The organism is Streptomyces chumphonensis (genome assembly GCF_014779715.1).
Lineage (GTDB): Bacteria > Actinomycetota > Actinomycetes > Streptomycetales > Streptomycetaceae > Streptomyces > Streptomyces chumphonensis.
The window spans coordinates 1-20,591 of the sequence record NZ_JACXYU010000023.1; the positions used below are offsets into that span (position 1 = coordinate 1).

21 protein-coding genes are annotated in these 20,591 nt (G+C 68.3%); 14 read left to right on the forward strand and 7 right to left on the reverse strand.

Annotation, left to right across the window (positions count from 1 at the left end):
- Positions 1–269 (forward strand): HEAT repeat domain-containing protein (locus IF129_RS25715; RefSeq protein WP_191212244.1); only part of this gene is annotated, 269 nt, incomplete at its 5' end.
- Between the two features lie 834 nt (positions 270–1,103).
- Here the strand turns inward: IF129_RS25715 and IF129_RS25720 are convergent.
- On the reverse strand, positions 1,104–2,150 hold the full coding sequence (locus IF129_RS25720; protein WP_191212245.1) for a ParB/RepB/Spo0J family partition protein: 1,047 nt from the start codon (positions 2,148–2,150) through the stop codon (positions 1,104–1,106).
- On the reverse strand, positions 2,147–3,373 hold the full coding sequence (locus IF129_RS25725; protein ID WP_191212246.1) for a ParA family protein: 1,227 nt from the start codon (positions 3,371–3,373) through the stop codon (positions 2,147–2,149). Before IF129_RS25725 ends, IF129_RS25720 begins: the two co-directional genes overlap by 4 nt.
- A gap of 512 nt (positions 3,374–3,885) precedes the next feature.
- Here IF129_RS25725 and IF129_RS26625 point away from each other — a divergent pair.
- Entirely contained in the window at positions 3,886–4,059 is a 174-nt protein-coding gene (locus IF129_RS26625; RefSeq protein WP_381481528.1) for a DUF6207 family protein, read from the forward strand.
- Positions 4,060–4,069: 10 nt separating this feature from the next.
- Here the strand turns inward: IF129_RS26625 and IF129_RS25730 are convergent, their stop codons facing one another.
- On the reverse strand, positions 4,070–5,029 hold the full coding sequence (locus IF129_RS25730) for a DUF4238 domain-containing protein (protein WP_318153944.1): 960 nt from the start codon (positions 5,027–5,029) through the stop codon (positions 4,070–4,072).
- 344 nt (positions 5,030–5,373) lie between these two features.
- Here IF129_RS25730 and mobF point away from each other — a divergent pair, with 344 nt between their 5' ends.
- Positions 5,374–7,254: a MobF family relaxase gene (gene mobF / locus IF129_RS25735; protein WP_318153945.1), complete on the forward strand. Its 1,881-nt coding sequence runs from the start codon at positions 5,374–5,376 to the stop codon at positions 7,252–7,254.
- Between the two features lie 108 nt (positions 7,255–7,362).
- Positions 7,363–8,100 (forward strand): hypothetical protein, encoded by a 738-nt coding sequence (locus IF129_RS25740; protein ID WP_224755601.1) that lies wholly within the window; start codon positions 7,363–7,365, stop codon positions 8,098–8,100.
- Positions 8,101–8,567: 467 nt separating this feature from the next.
- Here IF129_RS25740 and IF129_RS25745 read toward each other — a convergent pair whose 3' ends face one another.
- Entirely contained in the window at positions 8,568–9,131 is a 564-nt protein-coding gene (locus tag IF129_RS25745) for a hypothetical protein (protein WP_224755602.1), read from the reverse strand.
- A 499-nt stretch (positions 9,132–9,630) separates the two neighbouring features.
- Here IF129_RS25745 and IF129_RS25750 point away from each other — a divergent pair, with 499 nt between their 5' ends.
- From IF129_RS25750 to IF129_RS25770, 5 genes are all read left to right on the forward strand, one after another.
- Positions 9,631–11,025 (forward strand): hypothetical protein, encoded by a 1,395-nt coding sequence (locus tag IF129_RS25750; RefSeq protein WP_224755603.1) that lies wholly within the window; start codon positions 9,631–9,633, stop codon positions 11,023–11,025.
- 147 nt (positions 11,026–11,172) lie between these two features.
- On the forward strand, positions 11,173–11,880 hold the full coding sequence (locus IF129_RS25755; protein WP_224755604.1) for a hypothetical protein: 708 nt from the start codon (positions 11,173–11,175) through the stop codon (positions 11,878–11,880).
- 111 nt (positions 11,881–11,991) lie between these two features.
- Complete coding sequence (locus IF129_RS25760) at positions 11,992–12,276, forward strand: hypothetical protein (RefSeq protein ID WP_191212250.1); 285 nt, start codon at positions 11,992–11,994, stop codon at positions 12,274–12,276.
- A 109-nt stretch (positions 12,277–12,385) separates the two neighbouring features.
- On the forward strand, positions 12,386–12,685 hold the full coding sequence (locus tag IF129_RS25765) for a hypothetical protein (RefSeq protein ID WP_191212251.1): 300 nt from the start codon (positions 12,386–12,388) through the stop codon (positions 12,683–12,685).
- A gap of 337 nt (positions 12,686–13,022) precedes the next feature.
- A complete protein-coding gene (locus IF129_RS25770; protein ID WP_191212252.1) occupies positions 13,023–13,634 on the forward strand; it encodes a hypothetical protein in 612 nt (203 codons plus the stop codon).
- A 12-nt stretch (positions 13,635–13,646) separates the two neighbouring features.
- Here IF129_RS25770 and IF129_RS25775 read toward each other — a convergent pair whose 3' ends face one another.
- Positions 13,647–13,817, reverse strand: a complete 171-nt coding sequence (locus IF129_RS25775; RefSeq protein ID WP_381481522.1) for a DUF6233 domain-containing protein — start codon at positions 13,815–13,817, stop codon at positions 13,647–13,649.
- Between IF129_RS25775 and IF129_RS25780 the strand changes: the two genes are divergently transcribed.
- The 3 genes from IF129_RS25780 to IF129_RS25790 all read left to right on the forward strand — a co-directional run bounded on the left by IF129_RS25780 (position 13,809) and on the right by IF129_RS25790 (position 14,778).
- Positions 13,809–14,033: a hypothetical protein gene (locus IF129_RS25780; protein WP_191212260.1), complete on the forward strand. Its 225-nt coding sequence runs from the start codon at positions 13,809–13,811 to the stop codon at positions 14,031–14,033. The genes IF129_RS25775 and IF129_RS25780 overlap by 9 nt on opposite strands.
- A 72-nt stretch (positions 14,034–14,105) precedes the next feature.
- The gene (locus IF129_RS25785; RefSeq protein WP_224755605.1) at positions 14,106–14,573 is read left to right on the forward strand and encodes a hypothetical protein; all 468 of its coding nucleotides are present in this window, start codon (positions 14,106–14,108) and stop codon (positions 14,571–14,573) included.
- A 4-nt stretch (positions 14,574–14,577) separates the two neighbouring features.
- Positions 14,578–14,778: a hypothetical protein gene (locus IF129_RS25790; RefSeq protein ID WP_191212253.1), complete on the forward strand. Its 201-nt coding sequence runs from the start codon at positions 14,578–14,580 to the stop codon at positions 14,776–14,778.
- Positions 14,779–14,864: 86 nt separating this feature from the next.
- Here the strand turns inward: IF129_RS25790 and IF129_RS26845 are convergent, their stop codons facing one another.
- On the reverse strand, positions 14,865–14,999 hold the full coding sequence (locus IF129_RS26845; RefSeq protein ID WP_263576283.1) for a hypothetical protein: 135 nt from the start codon (positions 14,997–14,999) through the stop codon (positions 14,865–14,867).
- A 235-nt stretch (positions 15,000–15,234) separates the two neighbouring features.
- On the opposite strand from IF129_RS26845, the gene IF129_RS25800 reads away from it, so the two are divergent.
- Together IF129_RS25800 and IF129_RS25805 are read left to right on the forward strand one after the other, a co-directional pair.
- The gene (locus IF129_RS25800) at positions 15,235–16,281 is read left to right on the forward strand and encodes a hypothetical protein (RefSeq protein ID WP_191212254.1); all 1,047 of its coding nucleotides are present in this window, start codon (positions 15,235–15,237) and stop codon (positions 16,279–16,281) included.
- 253 nt (positions 16,282–16,534) lie between these two features.
- Positions 16,535–17,557, forward strand: coding sequence for a hypothetical protein (locus IF129_RS25805; protein WP_191212255.1), 1,023 nt, complete (start codon positions 16,535–16,537; stop codon positions 17,555–17,557).
- Between the two features lie 122 nt (positions 17,558–17,679).
- Here IF129_RS25805 and IF129_RS25810 read toward each other — a convergent pair whose 3' ends face one another.
- A complete protein-coding gene (locus IF129_RS25810; RefSeq protein ID WP_191212256.1) occupies positions 17,680–20,079 on the reverse strand; it encodes a DEAD/DEAH box helicase in 2,400 nt (799 codons plus the stop codon).
- Positions 20,080–20,591: the final 512 nt, after the last annotated feature.

A 20,591-nucleotide genomic window follows, 5' to 3' on the forward strand; every position in this document is an offset into this window, starting at 1 on the left:
AGGTGAGACTTGATGCGTTGCGGATGTGGGCAGTCTCGGGAGGGGACGAGTGCGTTCCAGTCCTTGTGGGTCGGCTTGGGGAAGACTCCAGCGAACTGGTCAGGGCTGGGATCGCGTGGACGCTGGCGTTCGGTTGGCACAGCGACCTTGAGGCCATCGCTGCCCTTTCGGCCGCTGTGGATGCTGAGGAGTCGACGCAAGTGAGGCAGGCTGTGAATGCTGCCCTGAAGGCCGTAGAGGCGCTGCGTGAGCACTTTGGTCAGGAGTGACCTCAAGCAGCGGTGGCCGCGAGGCACAGCTCATCCGACGCGGATGGGGCCCTTTCCGGAGTGACGACCGGAGGGAGGCCGCCATTGCAGCGCTGAACGAGGAGGTAGACAAGCTATGACGAGAGCAGCACGGGTTGCGGTCGCAGTCGGCGGTGTACTTGTGGCAGCGGCGACACCGGTGGTTTGGCTACTGGACGGGCCTGGCCCTGGACAGGCCGTCGGCGCGGTGATCCAGGCAGCCATGGGAGTAGCTGCCCTGGTGTGGGCGTGGTGGACCCACTCTCACGACGCGCAGAGGCCAGCTGGTCATGCCCGTCACACCGGACGTGCCCACGCGAGTGCGGGCGGGGTGGCCTCCAGTGGGGTGCTTCGCCCGCAGGGCGCCGACATCGGCCAGGCCTTGGCCGAGAACACGGGCGATGCGACTGCTTCGGGGGCTGGCAGCCGAGCCAATACAGGCATCGACCACACACCCTGACCCACTCCGCAAAGAGGCAGGTGCGGATTGGGACGATCAGCTACCCGTCCGTTCCACCGTCGTCCCCCCGTTCACGGTCACCGCAAAGTGTGCACCGTTCGTCATCAGCGACCACGAGGGCTACCCCGTCCCGTACGAGACTGACGTCGCCGCGCTCCTGACCGATGCCGTCGAGGGGGACGAGCGTGAGACGACTGCGGCCCTGTCGAGATCGAGGTCCGGCAGGGCGGCAAGGCCCTGCCGCCAGCACTGGCTCCCCCTTGCTGGTGCGGCACAGAGACACAGGGCAGGGCCCCGCCCGCGTCGTGATGACGTGGACGGGGCCCTTTCTGCATTTCAGGCGCAGTCGGAAATCTTCAGCCTGGAGCCCCGCCAACCCGGTCCAGCAACAGCTCAGCGACAGCAGCCAGGTCCTGAGGCGAGAGGTGCTTCTCCAGCGCGTCGGCCACTTGCTGGGGCGAGGAGCAGGGCACAGAGAAGTGCTGTCCCGCACCAGGGGCAGTCCTGTCAGCGTTAACGCCGTTAACGCTGTGCGTGGGCGAGCTGCCTGTGCCTGTTTCGCTCCTCGTGGCGTTAACGGCGTTAACGCTTCCGGCTGGTGCAGCGTCCGAGGTGGCTTCGGCGCCCGGAGCGTTAACGCCGTTAATGGTCTCCGTGTCTGGTCCTTCGGCCAGCGTCCGGCGTGAGCGCTGCTGAGGGGGCCTTGCAGCGGTGCGGGCTTCGTGAGCAGCGGCGGCTTGCTGGTCCTTCGGCAGGCGCCCGATACGGCGGGCAGGCTCGACCTTCAAGTCGCCCGTCTCGACCTTCTCCTGCAGTTCAGGGGTGAGCTGTAGGAGAGCCAACCGTTGCGAGACCCATGCAGGTGTCTTCCCCAGCCGCTTGGCGACCTGGCTTTGCGAGCCGTGGACGCTGACGAGCTCCTGAATGGCCTTGGCCTGGTCCAGCGGTGGTACGTCCACGCGGTGGATGTTGGCGATGAGCGCGCTCTCCAGCAGGTCCGCAGCGCTTGCTGCCAGATCGTCGTTGATGTCGATCCGGAGCTCTTCGAGGCCGGCCTTCGTTGCGGCGGCCAGCCGCCGGTTGCCGTCGATGACGACGTACTCCGCGTCGCCGAGGCCGTCCTCATGGCCGGGGTGCACGGAGAGGAAGGCCGTCCGGTGTACCACCGCGACCGGCTGGATCTGCCCGCGTTCGACCAGCGAGGCAGCGGTCTCCTCGATGTCGGTGAGCTCGTCACGGGGGTTGAACGGGTTGGGGGCGAGGGTCTTGAGCGGCGCCTTGTTGGGGGCCGGGACACCGAGCGTCGGTGCACCTGTGGCGGCTCCGATCGCGGCTCGTCGCGCGCTGACCGATCGGGCCTGACCGAAGGAAGCGCTCGCCTTGAGCTTGTCGGCCTTGCTCATGAGATCTCCCGGGCGAGCGCGCGGATACCGAGTGCCTGGTCGCAGCGTGGGGCGTAGTCCAGGAGCGGTTCCTTCAGCCGGACGGCTTCCTTCTGTTCCTTGAGGTCTCCGATGAGGCCGACGACCTTGGGATCTCTTATGTCCATCCAGGCGCGGAGGGAGGAAGTGGCGATGAAGCCGCGTCTGGAGTCGTAGTGGTTGACGACGATGCCGAGGTAGTCGAGTTCGAGAGCGAGGTCGGTGCGGAGGTCCTCGATCTGAGTGGTGAGCAGGTCGTAGGCATCGGCCGAGCTGTCCTCGGCTTGGACGACGATGAGGACGCCGGACTGGCCGACGGCTTCGCCGTCACGGCGGCGGCCGTAGTGCACGGCGGCGTCCATGCTGAGCCCCAGGCTTGGGGGGCAGTCGACGAGCACGACGTCGAAGTCGCCTTCCACGGATGCCAGGGCGCGCTCGAGGGCCGCTTCGCGGGCACGGACACCGGCGAGCTTCACGTCCAGGAGGAAGGCGTCGTTGCAGCTGGGGAGCAGGTAGAGCCGGTCACCGAACCTGTCGGATTCGACAGGCACTATCAAGTCGGCCAGCTTCCCCACCGGCTCGCCGGCCATGTGCTTGGTGAGGCTGTCACCTTCCATGGACAGGGGTTCGAGTCCGAGTTGCTTGGTCAGGTGGCTCTGCGGATCGAAGTCGACGAGCAGGACGCGCAGACCGATGCCGGGAAGTTCCCTCACAGCAGGCTCCTCTTGCTTGAGAGCCGCAGCGAAGTGCCGTGAGATGCGTACGGGGTAGAGGCTGTCGGAGGACTCGGCGAGTGCCTCACCGACACCCGCGGTGATGGCCGTCTTTCCGACGCCGCCCTTCTGATTGCACACGATCAGGCGCCTGGGAACATCAGGTCGCTTCACCGCCGGCGTCGGGTTGGCTTCCAGCCAGACCTGCACTGCCTGTGCCAAGCCCTGAGTCAGCGAGACCTGGCGAGTGGCAGCCGTGGCCTTGAAGTCATCCCACTGGCCCGGCGGAAGCCAGGTTGAGAAGGAGTCAGCACCGGCGGTGTCCACCGAACTCGGAGACGAAGCCAGGGCAGACCAGTGGAGGATGCCCTGCTCGACGGCTGCCTGGATCTCAATCCCCAGCTGAGCTGCTCGGATCTTGAGTTCCTGGCGCAGCCACCCGGGCAGCTTGGAGACGACCTTCTCGCGGTCGTGAGCGGGAGGAGAAGCCATGGCGGAACTTTACTAACGTCCACGCGGATAGCAAGGACTCGGCACGTTACCTGCATAGAGTCCATGATCAAGACCACACACCAGCGGGCCATCACCGCCTCCCAGCTCGAAATCGACGTCACCGTCACCCCTCAGGGGTCGGAAGCGTCCGCGTCGTTGCACCCAGTGCAGTGCGGCGTTCACAGACGAGCCGTGGCGGTCACCGGGCACGCTCGACGTGCTGCTGCTCGACATCACCGACTGGACGGCCGACGGAGCCCAGGCCGACGTCCCTCTGACGACCGAGCTCGGGCAGTTCTGCGACTGGCGGCCGTGCCCCGTACGACCCACCTCCGGCGACCCGGCCCGTCGGGACTGGGGGGCGGCGACAGCCTCTGACGACTCGCCGCATCGGTCGGGTGAATACACCGCAACGTCACATAGCGCCCGTACATGAATCCCATCAACGAGGTCCCAGGAAGTAAGCCGGCCTGGTCGTCGTCGACGTCGCACCTGCCGACGACGCCACAGACTTGGCCTTCCAACCGCTGCTCGCTGACCGGTGGGCTACAACGAGAGCAGATCACACGACCCGCAACGCGGGCGACCCCGGTGTACGGGTGGGCTGCTACCTGGACTTGAAGCAGCCGGTCGGCTCGGACGCATCGGCCCACGTGCCGCCGCAGATCATGGAAGTACAGCTATGACGATCGCTTGTCATGTGGTGCGGTTCCCGGCCGGTCGTCCCTGAGCGGCTCGTTCCACGAACGGCTCCAAGCCGCTCTCGGGGTGCAGGTACACGTAACGGTAGGCAGCGCGGACCTGCACGGCGTTGAGGCGGTCTACGAAGGTCTGGGGGACGGTGAGCGTGACGTTCTCTGGGCCCAGGGACAGCAGGCACTTTGGGCCGATGGGAAGTATGAGGGTCTGGGCGTCACCGAACGCCATGCCGTAGATCGTACGGCCCTCCTTCACGCACAGGGTCAGCGCCGGGTTGTCGCCGATCAGGAACTGGCCCGTCGCGGGCGTGACCACCTCCAGCCGCCGCGTCGACGCCAGGTCCCGCATCTTGTGGAAGGTGTCCTCGACGCTGGTGCGGAAGAGCTTGCCGCTCTCGCGGTCGCGCATGATCGTGGACCGTTCGATGAGACGCTCAGCGAAGGCGCCCAGAGCAGCCGGGCCTGACAGGTACAGGCCCATCTCGCGCAGCGCCTCAAGGCGTAGCTGCTCTGGGTACTGCCTGATCACCTTGGCGATCAGGCGCATGCGGGCCCGATCGATCGAGTTGGTGTGCACATCGCGGTAGTGAAGCGACCGGACGTAGTGGAGCACGACCAGATCGCGCAGCACCTCCACGTGAAGCGGGTCCGCGAACGGATGGCCGGCGCGCACAGCAGCGAGCGCCGCAGGCACGCGCCTCTCCACGTCGCCCCACAGTGCTTCAACGGATGGGGAGTCGACGGCGACGAAGTTCTCGACCCAGCCGCATCGGCTGGTTGGCATCCGCTTATGCACGCGTCCGGGGTTGTGCAGGTCGAACGGGAGCAACTGTCGGCTGCCGCCCTTCGGCTCGGGCATCGTGAACTCTTTGAGTAGAACCTTGGATATGAGGTGCTGCCGCGACGTCTGCTGTGCTGTTCCCACACGCCGAATTCTGCCAAGCCCCCCTCGCCACACGCTCAGAGTTTCCCGGCTGCCGATCGTCAGCGCAGCCGGACCAGGACGTGGCGCAGACGGCTATGTCCCGGTCGTCGGGTGAGGGAGCGGTACGTAGAGGTACGAGCCTTGCCTGTGACGTCGTCTGCTGGCAGTTCTCGGTGCGAGTGAGGCGCTTGTGATGAGGCATTGCGCAGCATTTGCATGGCCCCGGGGGCGTCCGCTGGGCGGGCCTGGTGTTGTCGGCGGGCGCCCGCTGTGCGGGATCGGTCATGAACTTCTGGTGAACCCTCCCGCCCGACGGAATCGCTCTTTCTCGCAGGTCAGACCCAGTGTTCGCTGCCGGGGTGATCAGTGTTGCGAAGGTGCGGCGACGGAATGCCTGGCGGTACTACGTGCGCGGCGTCGCGTTCGGGGACGGGCACCGCCCCGTCGGCCAGTCGTTGAAGAACGTCCAGGAGGCGGCCGGGCTCCCGCCTGGGAGGTGGTTGGGGCGCGGCCTGTTCGCGCTCGGGCTCACCGAGGGCGCGGAGGTGTCCGAGCGGCAGATGGAGCTGTTGTTCGGGGAAGGCCGGCACCCGGACGCCGACCGCATGGAGCGCGCGCTCCTGGACGACGGCGTCGACGCGGAGACGGCGCGACGGGCCACCGTCCTCGGTCAGCCGATCGAGGAGATCGAGCACCGCAAGCAGACCCCGCTGCTGGCCCTGGACTTCGTGTTCCGGCCGCAGGCGTCACTGGTCGTGCTGTGGGCGCTGGGGGATGAACAGACGCGCCAGATCATCGAGCAAGCGCACGAGCGAGCCGTCGCCGCGACCCTTCGCTGGCTGGAGGACGAGGTCACACAGACCCGGTGGGCATCCGGCCGGGGACGTACGAAGGCCCCGGCCCTAGTCGTCGCGGCGTTCTGGCACTACGACAACAGGAACGGATTCCCCCTCCTGCATGAGCACTGTCTGATCGCCAACCGGGTGCAGCGCCCGGACGGCTCCTGGTACGCGTTGGACACGGTCCGGCTCTACAAGAACATCGTGGCCGCCGACACCCTCTACACCTTGGAGATGACCACCGAGGTGTGCGAGACGCTCGGGCTGGCGACCGTGCCCCGGGAGGTGACGCCGGGCCTGCGCCCGGTGATGGAGATAGCCGGCGTCGACCAGGCGCTCATCGACTGGTCCTCCACGCGCCGCCGCAGGATCGAGGACGTCCTCGAGGGCGTCACCGACGAGTACGTGAAGAAGCACGGCCGGCTGCCCGGCGAGCGAGCCCGCCACGGTCTGGGGTGGTGGGCGGCGCAGGAGACCCGCCCGAGCAAGAAGGCGCCGCGCCCGCTGGACCAGCTGCTCGCGTGGTGGCGTGTCTCCGCGCTTCTGAAGTTCGGGCAGCGCATCGTCGACGGGCTCCTTCAGCGGTGCCAGGCGGCCGGAGCGGCGATCCGGGCCCGGGTGGGGCCATGGGTGGACACCGCGCTCGCCGCGGTCGACGTCGCCGCGGTCGTCTTCACCGTGCGCGGAGTCTTCGCCCGCCGCCACGTCCTGGCCGAAGCGCGCCGGCACCTGCTGGAGACCCTGCGCGGCCGCGCCTACGTGCCCGGCATCGACAGCTACATCGCCGACCGGGCTCTGGAGCGCTACGGCCGTCAGCTCACCGTGCCCCAGAAGGGCCGGCGGACCCCGGCCCCGGACCAGCTGTCCTACACCGCCGACTTCGCCTGGCCCACCCGCTGGTGGATCGCGGGCACCGATGGGAAGCCGCCCCGGGAGTCGAGCCGGTACGAGCGGGCCCGGGCCGCCAGTCTCGCCCTGCAGAACGCGATCCGCGCCACCCTCACCGCACCGCCCGCACGGGGCGAAGCTCCGCCCGCGACCGCGCCGGCCGCGCCGCCCACAAACGACCACGACCAGGCCGTGCCGCACGGCGTCGACCATCCGAGCCGGGAAGCCGCTCAGACTCCGGCGCAGCGGGCCGCCGCCATCCACGCCCACCAGCAGGCCGCGATGCCGCAGGAGTACCTGGAGGGCCGCACGACGGACCCCGCGACGTGGATGACCTCGCCGCAGAACCTCGCCCGGATCGCCGCGCTCACCCGCGCAGCCGAGGCCCACGGACGCACCGTCGAAGAGCAGGCGGACCGGACGAAGCACGCGCACCCGGCGAAGCAGGCTCCGGCCGCTGACGCGGGCCGTCAGCAGCAGCACCACACGGCGCAGACCGACCAGGGCCGGGGAGTCGGCCCCGACCGGTGAGGGGCACCGACCGGCCAGCAGATGGCCGATTGGCGACTTCACCCGCGAGGCCCGGCGGCCCGGACTGAGAATCGGGGCGTTGGCACCCGGCACGGGAGGAACATCGCGTTGACCTACGAGCCCGTCGACCTGAACCTGACCGACCCGACGAACGGCTTCATGCACTTCGTCCTCTACACCGAGGCGCGCCTGGGTATCGCTTCGTCGTCGCTGAACGCCGAGCTGGACATCGAGGCGCAGCAGACTGTGACACCGCATTTCCAGGAGTGGGTGGGCAGGCTGGTGCGGTGCGAGCCGAACGCGATGCACTGCACGCTCGTGGAGTCCACGCATATCCCGGCCCTGTTCCACCCGTGCGTCACGGAGGATCCCAGCAGCCCGTCGGCGATCAGCGGCTCGGGCTGCGTGTGCCGCCGGACCTTCTACGACCCCGACTTCGGGCTGCCCGTCGTCGGCAAGCACTTCAAGCACTGCGGCGAGGGCGGCACGGACCAGTGGAGCTACAAGACATTCGCTCCGCTGGCCCTGCGCCCGGGCGACACCTTCGGCAGCTTCCACACCGGCCGAAGTCTGTTCTGGGCGCGGTCGGAGAAGGGGGACCTGTCGGTCCTCCCGCAGCGTGAGGGCCACGGGTACGGCGTCGGCTACGGCGGCGGAGGCCCGCACACCCTGGCCGCCTACCTCACCCAGCTCGCCGAAACCGACGGCCAGAACACGGCCGTCGCCACTTCGTATTCGCCCGAGAACGCACATCCCGCGATCCTCAACTGGACCCAGAGCAGCGCGGCCGACAGCGGCAGGAACGAGCTGTCGCTTAGCGACCTCAAGACCATGGTGCACAGCTGAGCGCCGCGTTGCCCGACCTGCGGGGCCGACGTCTATCCCACATCCGTCGACGGCGTGAGCGACACGGCGGGCGGTGAGCAGGGGAGCGACTGCGCCGTGTGCACCCGCACCAAGCAGCACGAGCGTGAACGGGACGCGGCCGAAGCCGCCGTGGCCGCGCCGGTTCCTGGGCCGAAGCGCCGGCTGTGGCCCGGCGCCCGTCGCCCCGGGTATGCCGGCCGGGGCAAAGAGCGTCTCGAGCCCGGCCGGGCGGGCATGCTGGAGGAAAGGGGACGGCAAGCCGTCCTTTCCGCGCCGGGACGTGCGGTGCGTGCCCAACAAGCGTCCGCAGCAGGCGGCTGCCGGGCGGCGCAACACCCCACCTTCCCCGCCACCGGGAGCCCATCGTCGTCATTCCGCAACTGCAGGCTGGGAGCCGAAACGCTCGCCCATGACGCCTCCGGACCCAGTGAGGTGCGACTTTGGCGTCAGGCGGGTGCCGGCTGTGGTTCCTCCAGCACCTCAGCGATCTTCCGTGCGAGCGCCGCGACGTGAGGCGGCAGGTAGCTCTCCAGCGCATCGACGTCGTCGCACAGTCGGGCCCGCAGCCCGTGCAGACACGCCTCGGTGAACAGCCGCTGCTCATCCGGCTCGGACATCAGGCCGCCTTCCGCGTACCCCTGACCCATCGAGAACCGCCTCTGCGCGTCCTGGTCGCCTTCGGGGGGAAGTGGCGTACCGAGCATCCCGGCGACCTGGTGCCGGTCCGAATCCCTTGGGCCGGTCGCACGGCTGCGCTGCTGACGGGGCTGAAGGTACGACGCGAGGGTGTCCAGGGCCATGCCGGTGCGCTGGCAGTACGCGGCGATCAGCATGGACGCCATGTCCATCGTGTCGGAGGCATCCGTGGCACGGATCAGCGTCATCCGCTTCCAGTCGCGTGCGAGGTCCGGCTCGGTGTAGCGCAGCACCTCCTGGCAGTTCATGACCACTTCAGAGACGAGCTGGTGAACCGCCTGCCGCAGCGGCTCAGGCATCTGGGTGTCTTCCATGGCCGCACGCTAGAGGCGCTCCCCACCGAGAACCCGCAGCCATGGCACCTGATCACTCGGACGGATCAGGCATCGTCACGGCCTCCGCCCAACCGCCCTGCTGCGCGGCTCTGGAAGAAGCCCTCAGCACCTCCGCCCACGACGCCGCCGACCGCCTGCTGGTCAAAGCCGGGTTCCTCCCCATCGGCACGTCCGACCGCCACACCGACGACGAAACAGCCGTCGCCTCCGAGCTGTACGTGCTGGAGATTTCCGACACCGGAAGTGTTGCAACGCGCAAGGGGGTGGCCGGAACAGGGGAGATCGCGTTCGGTGATTCCGCAGACGAGCTCGGGCGGTGCCGTCAGAATCGGAGTAGCAGGCGGCGCGTTCTCCTCACTCAGCCGCGTCCCGTGGGGGGCACGGCAAGGAGTCGGTGCCGTGGGGTGGAGCAGGCGTGCCGGGGGCGTTGTCCGCCCTGGTGGGTCGAGAGCCGTAGAAGGAAGGCACTTTCGTGAGCATGATCCAACCGGTTGCCAACGGGTTGCGTACTGATCACCCGGTTCCCGGACTGCCGTTCATCAACGACGAGCGGTTGCTTCTGGACAATCCCGACGCGATCGAGCGGACCGGCCGTAACCAGGGCGAGGGGCTGTGGGGGCGCACGGATCGACTGCGCGGCGGGGGATGGGTGGCGTTCACCACCGAGACGAAGAACCGTGACTACGCCTGGGCGGTCCACCAGCACCCCCAGCACGGGCGGACCGTTCTCCTGATCCGTGACACAGACCTGGGCAGCCTGCACCACGAATGGATGTACGGCCGCAACGGGTTCCTCTACCGGCATGGCGGCTACTGGTGGGACGGGGACTGCTGGTACCGGCCCCAGCAGATCGTGGACCGCGCCTATGAGGGGTACCAGGCCCGTCCGGTGGCGGACGCTGTCACCGTCACGGCTGTCGACGTCCTGGCCCGCCCGGCGACGCCACACACTGCGCGGATCGCGAAGATCGCCGACTTCACCGCCCCTGAGGAACCGCTGCCCCACTGGCGTGAGCATCTCGCGCTGTGGGCCTCCCACCGCAAGCCCGGTTCCCTGCCGCTCGACCAGTGCACCGTCGATCTCGCGGCACCGGAACTCGACCCCGCTAGTCTCGTCGACCGCGCCGGCCTGGCCCGCATCGCAGAACTTGAGCTGGAGGACCTGCCGCACCCGAAGTACGGGCGCAAGGACCTGCCCCCGCCCCAGATCGAGACGGCCGAGGGACCGCGGTGGTCCCGACCGGTCGCCGGTGACTGGGCCGAGCAGTACCACCGAACCCACGGCCCGAGGAAACTGCTGTCCGCCACGACGACGTTCGGCACCGACCAGCCCCGGGGCCTGGTCGACGACCACAACCGCCTCACCAAAATCATCGCCGACAGCCTCGAAGACGCTGAAGAACCCAAGAAGAACCGCCTCTTCACCCGCGGCAGCAGCACGACCCACGAGGAACAGGCAGCTGACCTGGCCTGGTGGCCCGCAGTCGCCATCAACGACGGTACCGACGGCTTCATCCCCCTCACAGCCGTGCGCACCACCATCGTCGAAGCGGTCCTCGGAGGACTCGCCCGCGACATGGAAGGCAACGACGCACCCAAGAACGTCCTCCTGGGCGACATCAGGGGCGACGTCGTGCACCTCATTGACTGGTACATCCTGCGCGAACCCCAACTCGCCCCCGCACTCTTCGGCGAGATCTGCCTGGACGCCCGCCTGCGCTTCGGCCTTGACCCCAAGGACGTCGGAGACCTCCTACGACGCTCCCTCACCCTCGACAGCGGACTCGACCACCAAACCCTCAAAACCCTCCTCGACCTGGCGCTCCCGCCCTCCGCGCAAGTACCCAAGAACAATGACGGGCGCCGCCGGTAGAGGGCCCGCCAGCGCCGGCCTGACTGCGCAGCGGCGGGACGGAGGGCCCGGCTCCCTCCATCCCGCCGCTGTAGCGGTTGGCGGGAGGCTGCCTTTCAGTCGATTGCGCCACCGCACCCGGGAGAGGCCTGAACCCGGGTGGGCGTTGTGGCAAGCGGCCCCGGGCCGAAGGCCGATGCGGACCAGGAGAGGGCGGCCCGGCGGCGGGGCGCGGCGGTGCACGACTTCCGGCTGTGGTCGCGGATCTACCCGGCGACCGGCCGGGAGGGGTACGTGCCGGTGGCGTTCGTGTTCACGGGCAAGACCGCCGCGCAGCGCGAGAGCCGGATGCAACGCCTGGAGCAGACCGCCCGCCGCTACTTCGCCAGCACCCCGCACCCGGGTGAGGGCTACACGGCGGTCGACTGTCACCAGGCGGTGCCCGTGGTCGTCACCGAGCTGGAGCGGATCACCGCCGACCCGGCCGGGGCCGCGGGCCCGGTGTGGCGCAGGCTCGGGCGCGATGAGTGGCAGACGCTGCCCGAGGCCCTGGACAACCCCGACGGCGAGCGGCTGTACCGGGTTCAGCTCCAAGCGGCCCGGCGGCGCCAGGCGGAGCGCGAGGCCGCGCAGCGGGAGGCGCAGCGGCCGGTGTGCACGCGCTGCGGGGAGAAGTTCACCGATGAGCGCTGGCGGGAGACCACGCGGTCCTCGTGGCCCGGCGAGTGGGACCGGCTGTGCGGGCCGTGCGCGAAGGAGGCCGCCGACCGTGTGGAGGCGGAGCGCGTCGCGCGCCGTGAGGCGGAGGAAGCCGCGAGGGAGGCGGCCGAAGCGGAGGCGAAGAAGGGCCGCGGCCTGTTCGGCCGTCGCCGGTAGGCGCAGGACGCGACGCTAACGAACTCGGTGCTCTACGTTCCCGCCCGCCCGGTCCCGCGACCGCGTCTCCAACCCGGAGACCAGCAGGGCCGGGCGGAGAGGACCGTCACCATGACCTTCATCGAGCCCGGCCTGTACATACGCAACGGCTTCGCCGAAGGGCCGCTCGCCGACGCCGCGCTGTCCCGTGCGGCCCGCGCCGGGCGGCTCCTCGACGAACTGCAGGAGCGGGCACCCATGATGACCAACGGCCAACTGCGCGACGGCGTGTACCGGGCGCTGCGCCGCTTCACCCAGGAACAGCCGCCCATGTGCCAGGTCGACAACATCACCGCGCTGATCCGCCGCGGGGTGTGCATCGACTGGCCCGCCTCCGATCGTCTGCCCTGCGCCTGACGCCCGCCCTGCGGGAGGGGACATCCGGCCCCTCCCGCAGGGCGGGCGAGGCCGGACTATCGGTCGCCGCCGGCCTTCCGCTGTCGGCTGTGGCTGGGAGGCTGGTTGGATGAACGCCGATGACGAGCAGCTGCTGCGCGGCCGGGTGTACGGCTGCGACCACGAAGACCCCAACCCGGGCCCGCTGCCACACCAGACGTACGCGGCCCTGGTCGGGGGGCCGCTGGACGGGCTGCTGCTCGACATCACGGGCTGGCGGCCGGAAGAGATAGACGACGGTGCCGCCCTGATGACCGAGTTGGGACGGTGGCCTGGCGGCCGGGCGCTGTACGACCCGCGGCCCGGCGAATCGCGCACATCCGGCCCCGGCGTCAGCTGTCGCTTCTACTACTCCGGCGACACGCCCTGACCCCGGCTGCCGGCCCCGGCGCCCGGGGTGCCCTCGGTCAGCTGGGCGGCGGTGTTCTCGATCCACAGCAGCGTCCACTCGACTCCGGCCCGCCACCCGGGCTCCGCGCTGTCGTACCGGCCTTCGGCGTCGGCGCGGATGTTGGCGGCAAGGGCGCGCAGATCCTTTCCTTCTGCAGTCCCTGCCGCTTGGCCGCGTCCATGGCCTGGATCATCTCGTCGGTGATGTCACCGGGTCGCAGTGCGCTCATCGCCCCACCTTGGACGATGTCCCCCGCTGATGGCCATCTCTCCAGGGCGCTGACCTGTGACGGGTGGTGGCGATAGCGTCCTGCCTCATGACCACCACCGACACGATCGCGGCCCTGGCTCTGGCCGTCGCGGTCGTCGCTGCCGTTGCCGCCCTCGGCTCCTGGAGAGCCGCGCGCAACGCCAACGGGGCCGCGCAGACCCTGTCCCGGATCGAGCAGCAGCGCCTGCACGCCGATCTCACCCCGCACTTCCGCTGCACGGTCGTGGCCAACGAGGCCCGCTCCACCGCCATGCTGCGGGTCCACCTCGAAGGCCCGCCCGGCTTGCTGTCCCACGGCACCATCGAGATCACCGCGTCTCTGCGCAACGACAACCCACACCGAGGCGACGGGCCCCAGCTCGCCGGCGCTCCGACTCCCGAAGAGGTCCGTGCCCACATCTGGGGGCCGTGGAAGTTCAGCGCGGACGGCCGCGACGACACCGGCCGGACGGTCGCCCCGCAACAGCTGGCGATCGGCGAGTGGACGCGATACGGCCTGACCCCCACCACCCCACCGTCCTGGTCGACGACCACCACGGACGTCTGGCACCGCGACTACGCGAACGAGCCGGTGCGCCTGAGCATCACCGCCAGGTCCAAGGGCAGCGATTGGACTGTGCCGCTGGAGGTCCCCGTCACCATCGAGACCGACTCCTGAAACCACGGCGGGTCAGGAGTCGGTGATGTGGTCGAAGCCGTTCAGCAGGGGCGTTAGCTCCTGAGCGCACCCGCACAGGGTGCACAGCTGCGTCCTCGGGTTCTCCGCGTCGTCCAGGGCCCGCTGGGCATCGAGCAGCGGCGCGCCCTCGGGTGCCTCTTCGCAGTCCGGCGGGTGCAGCACGCCCCGGGCCGGGCCCCGCGCCTCGCGGACCTTCGCCAGGACCCAGGCCGATGGCCGGCGTTCCCCGAGGACCTCACGGTCAGGAACGTCGCGACGCACACCCGCGATGAGCTGACCGAGCAGGAGGGCATGGAGCAGCTGGCCGCCTACAGCTACTTCGCCCGACTGCTCGATCAGTGCGAGGTCCGCCGCGCGGAGGAGCCCGATGGCACGTGAGTCGTTCCGCCGGCCGACCCGATCCGTAGAGCAGGCTGCGGCCCTTCTGGCCCTGCCTCCTAGGCTCTCGGCATGACGATGACACCGGCTGAACTCGAGGCGCAGAAGGAAACACTGGAACTCCTCAACACCGAGGCGGCCTCTCGTCTGACGCGCCAGTCGGAGTCGCTGGCGAAGATTGATACCAAGGCGGTGTTCCTGATCGGGTTCGCAGCCACCGCCGCGCAGTTCCTGGCGACGCACAAGCACCACGACGTCCTCGCCTACTGCGCCTTCGCCGCCTACGCGATCTCCCTGCTGGCTGGGGTGCAGACGTTCCGGGTGGCTGAGTACAAGGACCTGGAACCACGACACCTGGTCGTCAGCTACGCCCGCTTGTCCAGAGAGCTGGCCCTGATCCGGCTCGCCTCGTCTCGGGCGTCGCTCTTCGAGGAAAACCAGCGCCGCCACCAGAAGAAGGCCAGGTACTGGTCGGTGAGCCTCGGGTCGCTGATCGTCGGTCTTGGCCTATCGACTGTCGCACTGCTGCTGCACACTTGAGCCCATGAGCAACGGACAGAACCAGGGGGCTGGTCAGCCTTCGCCCGCACCGGCTTCTCCCGCCCCCACCCCGGCCCCGGCGCCTCAGCAGGACATCGTCGACATCTACACCGACCCCGCGCTGATCGGGACCGACAAGAGGAACGACACCAAGCCCGTGGAGACCAGGGTGGTGCGGCCGCAAGGGAACACCGAGGCCCGCTGAGACACCGCCTGCACAGCTCTTGGGCCCGGCCCTCCGATCGGAGGGCCGGGCCCAAGAGCTGTGACCGGTGACCGCGGTCGGCCTTCTCAGAGCAGGCGAGTGATGTGCTGCTCCCACCGATACAGCCAGTCATTATGCCCTTCCTCGCCGGGGGCCGGGACGTTCTGCAGGCCCTCGGGCAGGGTGATCTCCTCCGGCACGTGCCGTCGTCGAAGTAGCACGCCCACACGCCCTCGCGGGCGGCATTGATGACGACGGCCCCCACGGCGCCGTCCTCGGTGAGAGCACCTTCGTCCACGGCGGTGCGCCCGGTCTCGATCGCCTTACTGCTGCTGCGGAGCACCTGGACGGGCCTGCCGTGCGGGCGGCACTTCGGCTGGACCAACGCTCAGATCAGAACGCTTGGTGTCGGTACCCCCTATTACGCTTTAGCCAGTACGTCGTGAAGGGGGCGAAATGGCTGGCACCAAGATCGATCAGCGCGCGATCGAGAAGCACGTGAAGGAGATCAACAAGGCCTACGGGCGGGCCTTCAAGAAGTACCCGATCACTGTGCCTCTGGGCGGCAGCAGCTTCACTGCCTCCGCTGGGGCCACCGGCCTGGGTGTGGGCATCGAGCAGGACCCACAGCTGGTCCGCTACCTGATCTGGCTCGGTGAGTTGTCTGAACGTCAGTTCGGAAAACGAGCCGACTACGCCGAGCACTCCGGCACGCCTTTGGAAGACGTTGCGGTCCTTGCCGCCGAGCTCGAGCGGGACGGCCTGATCGACTCCATGGGCTCCTTCGGCTCCCCCGACTCCCACAGGATCACCAGCGACGGACGCGTAGAACTGCGGCGGCTCTCCCAACTACGCAGCGCACCCGCCGCCCGTCACCGCTACGCCACGGATGGCTTCCTGCGCTGGCTCTACGCCACCGCGCACGACCAGCGCCCCACGGACCCGGCCGCCTTCCTGGAGACCAATGAGTCGTACTTCGCCGGCAGCGCTTTGTCGGAAACTGAGCTCGACTACGCGCTGGCGCGCCTGACGAACCCCGGACTCGTCATCGACGCCGGCACCCAGCCCAAAACCGTCGCCATCACTCTCGACGGCATCGACTGCGCACTTTCTGGAGCGACCGTGAGCGACTACCTCAACCGCACCCGCCCTGGCGACTACTACAGCATCACCGGCACCAACGTGGTCGCCGGTTCCCAGGCCAAGGTCGAGCAGCACAACCACAACAACGCGTTCGACCCCACCGCCATGCGCGAGTTCGCGGCCCTAGTCCAACAGCTCGCCCCGACCTACGGCCTTGAACCTGCACAGCAGGCCGAACTCATCCACGATGCCGAACTCCTCGGAGAGGAGGCCGACAGCGATACCGCCCAGCCCGGACGCCTCCGCACCGCGTACGACACCGTTATGGGCCAGCTGACCCAGATCGGAGCCGCGTCGGCCGCCCTGACTACGACCATCCAGCAAGGTCAGCAGGCGTACAGCACAGTCTTCGGCGGGTAGAAGCCGCAGATTCCGACTGGGTCCGAATCCACGTCGGGGGTCGTCCGCGCCCTCCGTGCCGGACCCACTATCGGCCGGGGGAACACCCCGAAGATCCCAGGGCCTACACGCACGCCAGTGCAATGCTCGCGGATCAGACCCCCCGGGCATCGCGGCCCCAGTGCGTGTGGGCCCTGACACCGATGTGGCTGGCCTCGGGTGGAACCTGTGCAATGCAGTGGGGCTACAGCGCCGGTATGTCTAAGCTTCCGTCATGGCAACAAACGATCACATTTTGCGGCTCGTCCGGAAGGCGCTGGACGAGTTCGACGACACAGACTTGGAAGTATCAGTCCGCCGTGCTGTGCGCATCGCGAACTTGGTGGGCGACACCAAGTACGCGATCCGACTTGCGCTCGACCTCAAAACCATGGGTGGGGACCGCGAGACGAATGGTGAGATCTCCCGCATGCTCATGGAAGATCCATCGACCTGGGGGTCGATGACGGGGCCCGCAGAGCAAGCTCTCAAGGCGTGGATGAATGATCGAAAAATCGAGGGCAGCGAAAACATCGACAGTCATTCGCTTGCTCAGCTCGAGTTCTGGTCCAAGGAACTTGAATGGATCAAAGAGAGTGGCGAGAGGGTCGACTACGAGAAGGATTTGGCCACACGGGTGCGGACAAAGCAGATCCTTGCCCGCACCCGGCACCTGACGTTCGCTCTCTTGTGCTCCTGGGAACGTCGCCTCGACTACGGCACCATCAACGAGTCCATTTTCGGCGGCTACCGTGTCAAGGTTGATGCGCTCCTTGCCCATGGTGTGCCGGATCTGCTCCAGCAGTTCAGCGCCGTCTACCGGCGCCTCCAGGAGGCAGCCGACAGCGCACCCGAGCGCAATGTCACTGAAGAATTGTCCCAGGCGATCACAACGTGCCGCCGCATCCTGAAAGCTGTCGTTGACCACGTGTTCCCTGCCCGCGACGAGCCTTCTGCGGACGGGGTGATCCTCGACGACTCGAAACACCGCAATCGCTTGTCCGCGTTCATCAAGCAGACGGTCAGCAGCGACTCCGAGCAGGCGCTCATCACAGCCATCCTTGCTGGCCTGTACGAGCGGTTCAGTGCCATCGACAAGATGACGAACAAGGCAGTGCACGCGGAGGTTGCGGTCAGGATCGCTAATCTCTGTGCGCTGAATACGTACATCATCTGCGGCGAGATCATCACCCTGCACACTCTGGCGTCCGAGAAGCAAGGCGAGCAGACGCCGCTGGCGGAATCCGCCGCCACCTAAAGCAATACACCGACCGCGCGAGGACTACGACTGACACTACCGGGATGCAGGCTTCGTGACCCTCGACAACGTTTCCTGACTGGCGGCGTGGGCGGCACCAGCGAACCCGCCCACGCCTGCACTCACGACTCCGCCCACTCCAGTCCGAGGCTGGCGAGCGCAGTCAACTTGTCGACGGTCAGCTTGGCGCGTCTGGTCTTGGTGTTGCTGAGGAACACCCCGAGCTTGACCTCCGTCCCGTCCGGCAACGCCTCTACATGGCTCCTGGGGACCTTCACCGAGTCCGTACGGGCCTTGTACTGCGCCAGGGCCGTAACGCCCCGCTCGAAGGCGCTCACGGGCGCCGTGCAGGGCTCCGCAGACACCTCCGGCTCCACCGGGGCTGGAGCGGCGAGCGGGGTGACGCCGACGGCCTCAAGGCGTTCGCGCTGCCCGTCGGCCAGGGTCGCCCACACCTCGGGCTTCCGCTGCCGGGCCAGCCACTTCCCGATGTCCATTCCGTGCACGGTGAAGCCGGGCAGGATCTCTGCCGGGACTTCCTCGTCACGCACCAGCTGGCGCAGCGCGGCGTAGTGCCGCTGCCACTCCGCTGGCCACGACGGGTTCCAGTCCTCGTCCACGGCCAAGAGCGCGGCCTCCCACTCCGGGCGACCCTCCAGCGCACCCGGACGGCGCAGGTTGCTCAACCACTGCCCCACGGGCTTGTCCAGCGCCGCCGCCGACCTCGGAGCGCACAGCGTCCAGTGCTCCTGGTAGTACACGCGGGCCGCCGCCAGGTTTTCCTGGAATCGTGCATCGGCCGCCGCCCAGGCCATGCCCAGCTTCTCCAGCCGCGTCGCGCGCCGGCCGTTCATCTGCCCCGCCCCGTACGCCCGTCGCTGCTCCGCGACCCACTGCCCCAGCGGGAACGCGCCCTCCTTGTGCTCGTACGGCACCCGGGCGTGGCCCTCACGCTCGACGAAGTCCTTGAGCTTCGCCCAGCCGCGCGCCCAGTCCTGCCGCTCGGTGTCGATCACGTTGAAGCTGACCCAGTTGGCGACCATCACCGGATCACGCGGAGCCGCGAAACGGAGCAGCAGCCGCGTTTCTTCCTCGTTATCACCGGGCGCGGCACCGATGTATTCGGAGGGCTGAGCGACGTCCTTCTGAGGCTCCTGCGGGATCGCCAGCAATTCCACGGCCTCTTCATCGTGAGCCCGCAGACCTTCCAATACCTTCACCAACGGTTTATACGAACCCGACGTAAACATATCTTCCGGCTGCTCATCGGGCTGAAGGAATACCGGCACGATCAGAGAGGCGAGCTTTCCTTCACCGGGCTTCTGCCGCAGCGCGCGACCGATCGCCTGCACGATGTCGTGCGGAGCGCCCTTGGGGTCCAGCAGCGCTACGGAGTCCACAGCCCGGATGTCCACGCCCTCTCCGAGAACGCGGCAGTTGGAAAGCACCGCCCGCCGGGCGGTGGTCCCGAACTTGCCCAGCACCTCCCGCCGACGCTCCGGGACGTGCTCGCCGCACAGCCAGTCCGCCCAGATCTCGGAGGGGCACCTCTCGGGCTGGTCGGCGTGCAGCCGCTTGGCCACCCGCTGAAGGCCCTCCGCGTACGCCGCGGCCTCTATGGTCCGGTGGTGGAAGGTGATGCAGGTCTGGAGGTTGTGCTGCTCCATCGTGTGCAGCAGCGCGGCCTGGAGGGCGCCCAGGCGCTGCCCGCGGACCTCCTCGGTGTGCCGCTCCTCGCCCATCAGCCGCTCGGGCGTCACCACCGGGTCCTGGAGCTCCAGGACGATGATCTGGTACCGCGCCAGCAGCTTCCGCGAGACCGCCGACGCCAACGAGAGCGTGTAGAGGACCGGCCCGAAGACCTTCTCGTCGTCCATGGAGGCCGCCATCTCGCGCGGCAGCGGGTCACGCACCCCCTCGGCGACCTCGCGGTCCAGCCGCTCCTCCCAGATCCGCGGCGTCGCCGTCATATACAGCCGGCGGTGCGCCGGGATCTTCGTCTGGTCGTGGATGTCCGCCCACGCCTTCCCCATCGACCCACTGCTCCGGTGCGCCTCATCCACCACCGCCAGGTCCACCGGCGCAAGCTTCTGCCCGTAGGCGCCCTCGAACGCCTCCACCAGCACGCCCAAGGACGCGTAGGTGGCGTAGATGGTCACCGGCCCCGCGGAGTGCCACAGCGCCAGCTGCACGGGGTTCGTGGTGGACCGCACCCCCAAGTGGAACAGCTCCGGATCGTCCAACGGCGAGCACACCATGACCGCCGGCCCCTTGTGCCCGGCCCCGCTCCACGCCTTCACCGTCTGCGCCAGGAGATCCAGGGTCGGCACCACCACGAGAATGCGGCCCTTGGGCACAATCCGCTTCGCGGAGGCCGCCGCGATGATGGTCTTTCCCGTCCCGCATGCGGCGTGCACCTGCCCACGCAGACCATTCCAGGGAATGCCGCCCGGCGGGATATCAAGGCCGCGCACGATAGCGGCTACCGCCTCAATCTGGTGAGGAAACAGTTTGACGGCCATTCCCGTGTTCTCCTTTTCGCGGAATGCGGCGCGTAATAGAAATGAGAGTCCGGCGCGATGAGTGGCTGCCGGGGTGGTGTTGTCTGCCCCAGACTCTACACAGTCAGCATCCGTGATGCATCACTCAGTCGACAGCTTCTCCCCAGAGGCTGATACTTGGCTAAATCCCACCTCAAGCGCACGGTTCATAGGGTATGCTGGCGGGGTACTAGTGAACGTGAGCGGCCGGTTTCGAGGGTGGGGGAGGGATTCGGGTGGAGCGCAGCGGAGCCCGGCACTGCGGCGGCACGGCACCCCGTCAGGCCGCCGGACCGTCACTTCCGTTGCGGAGGTGCTGGCTGAGATTCCCAAGTCCTACACAGGCACGAGCGTGATGCACCCCCCTCGTAGCCAGCTTCGGGAGTCCCGCTTGCGGGACTCCCCGCTATTCGCGCTTGCGCGAATAGCCACGCTTTTAGAATTCCGCTTGCGGAATTCAATTCCCGCGCTTGCGCGGGAATCTGGCGGAGCGT

Coding starts and splice junctions, on each gene's coding strand:
- IF129_RS25720 (WP_191212245.1), bottom strand. CDS start 2,150: ATGAGCAAGGCCGACAAGCTCAAGGCGAGCGCTTCCTTCGGTCAGGCC.
- IF129_RS25725 (WP_191212246.1), bottom strand. CDS start 3,373: ATGGCTTCTCCTCCCGCTCACGACCGCGAGAAGGTCGTCTCCAAGCTG.
- IF129_RS25745 (WP_224755602.1), bottom strand. CDS start 9,131: ATGGAAGACACCCAGATGCCTGAGCCGCTGCGGCAGGCGGTTCACCAG.
- IF129_RS25750 (WP_224755603.1), top strand. CDS start 9,631: ATGATCCAACCGGTTGCCAACGGGTTGCGTACTGATCACCCGGTTCCC.
- IF129_RS25760 (WP_191212250.1), top strand. CDS start 11,992: ATGACCTTCATCGAGCCCGGCCTGTACATACGCAACGGCTTCGCCGAA.
- IF129_RS25765 (WP_191212251.1), top strand. CDS start 12,386: ATGAACGCCGATGACGAGCAGCTGCTGCGCGGCCGGGTGTACGGCTGC.
- IF129_RS25770 (WP_191212252.1), top strand. CDS start 13,023: ATGACCACCACCGACACGATCGCGGCCCTGGCTCTGGCCGTCGCGGTC.
- IF129_RS25785 (WP_224755605.1), top strand. CDS start 14,106: ATGACGATGACACCGGCTGAACTCGAGGCGCAGAAGGAAACACTGGAA.
- IF129_RS25790 (WP_191212253.1), top strand. CDS start 14,578: ATGAGCAACGGACAGAACCAGGGGGCTGGTCAGCCTTCGCCCGCACCG.
- IF129_RS25800 (WP_191212254.1), top strand. CDS start 15,235: ATGGCTGGCACCAAGATCGATCAGCGCGCGATCGAGAAGCACGTGAAG.
- IF129_RS25805 (WP_191212255.1), top strand. CDS start 16,535: ATGGCAACAAACGATCACATTTTGCGGCTCGTCCGGAAGGCGCTGGAC.
- IF129_RS25810 (WP_191212256.1), bottom strand. CDS start 20,079: ATGGCCGTCAAACTGTTTCCTCACCAGATTGAGGCGGTAGCCGCTATC.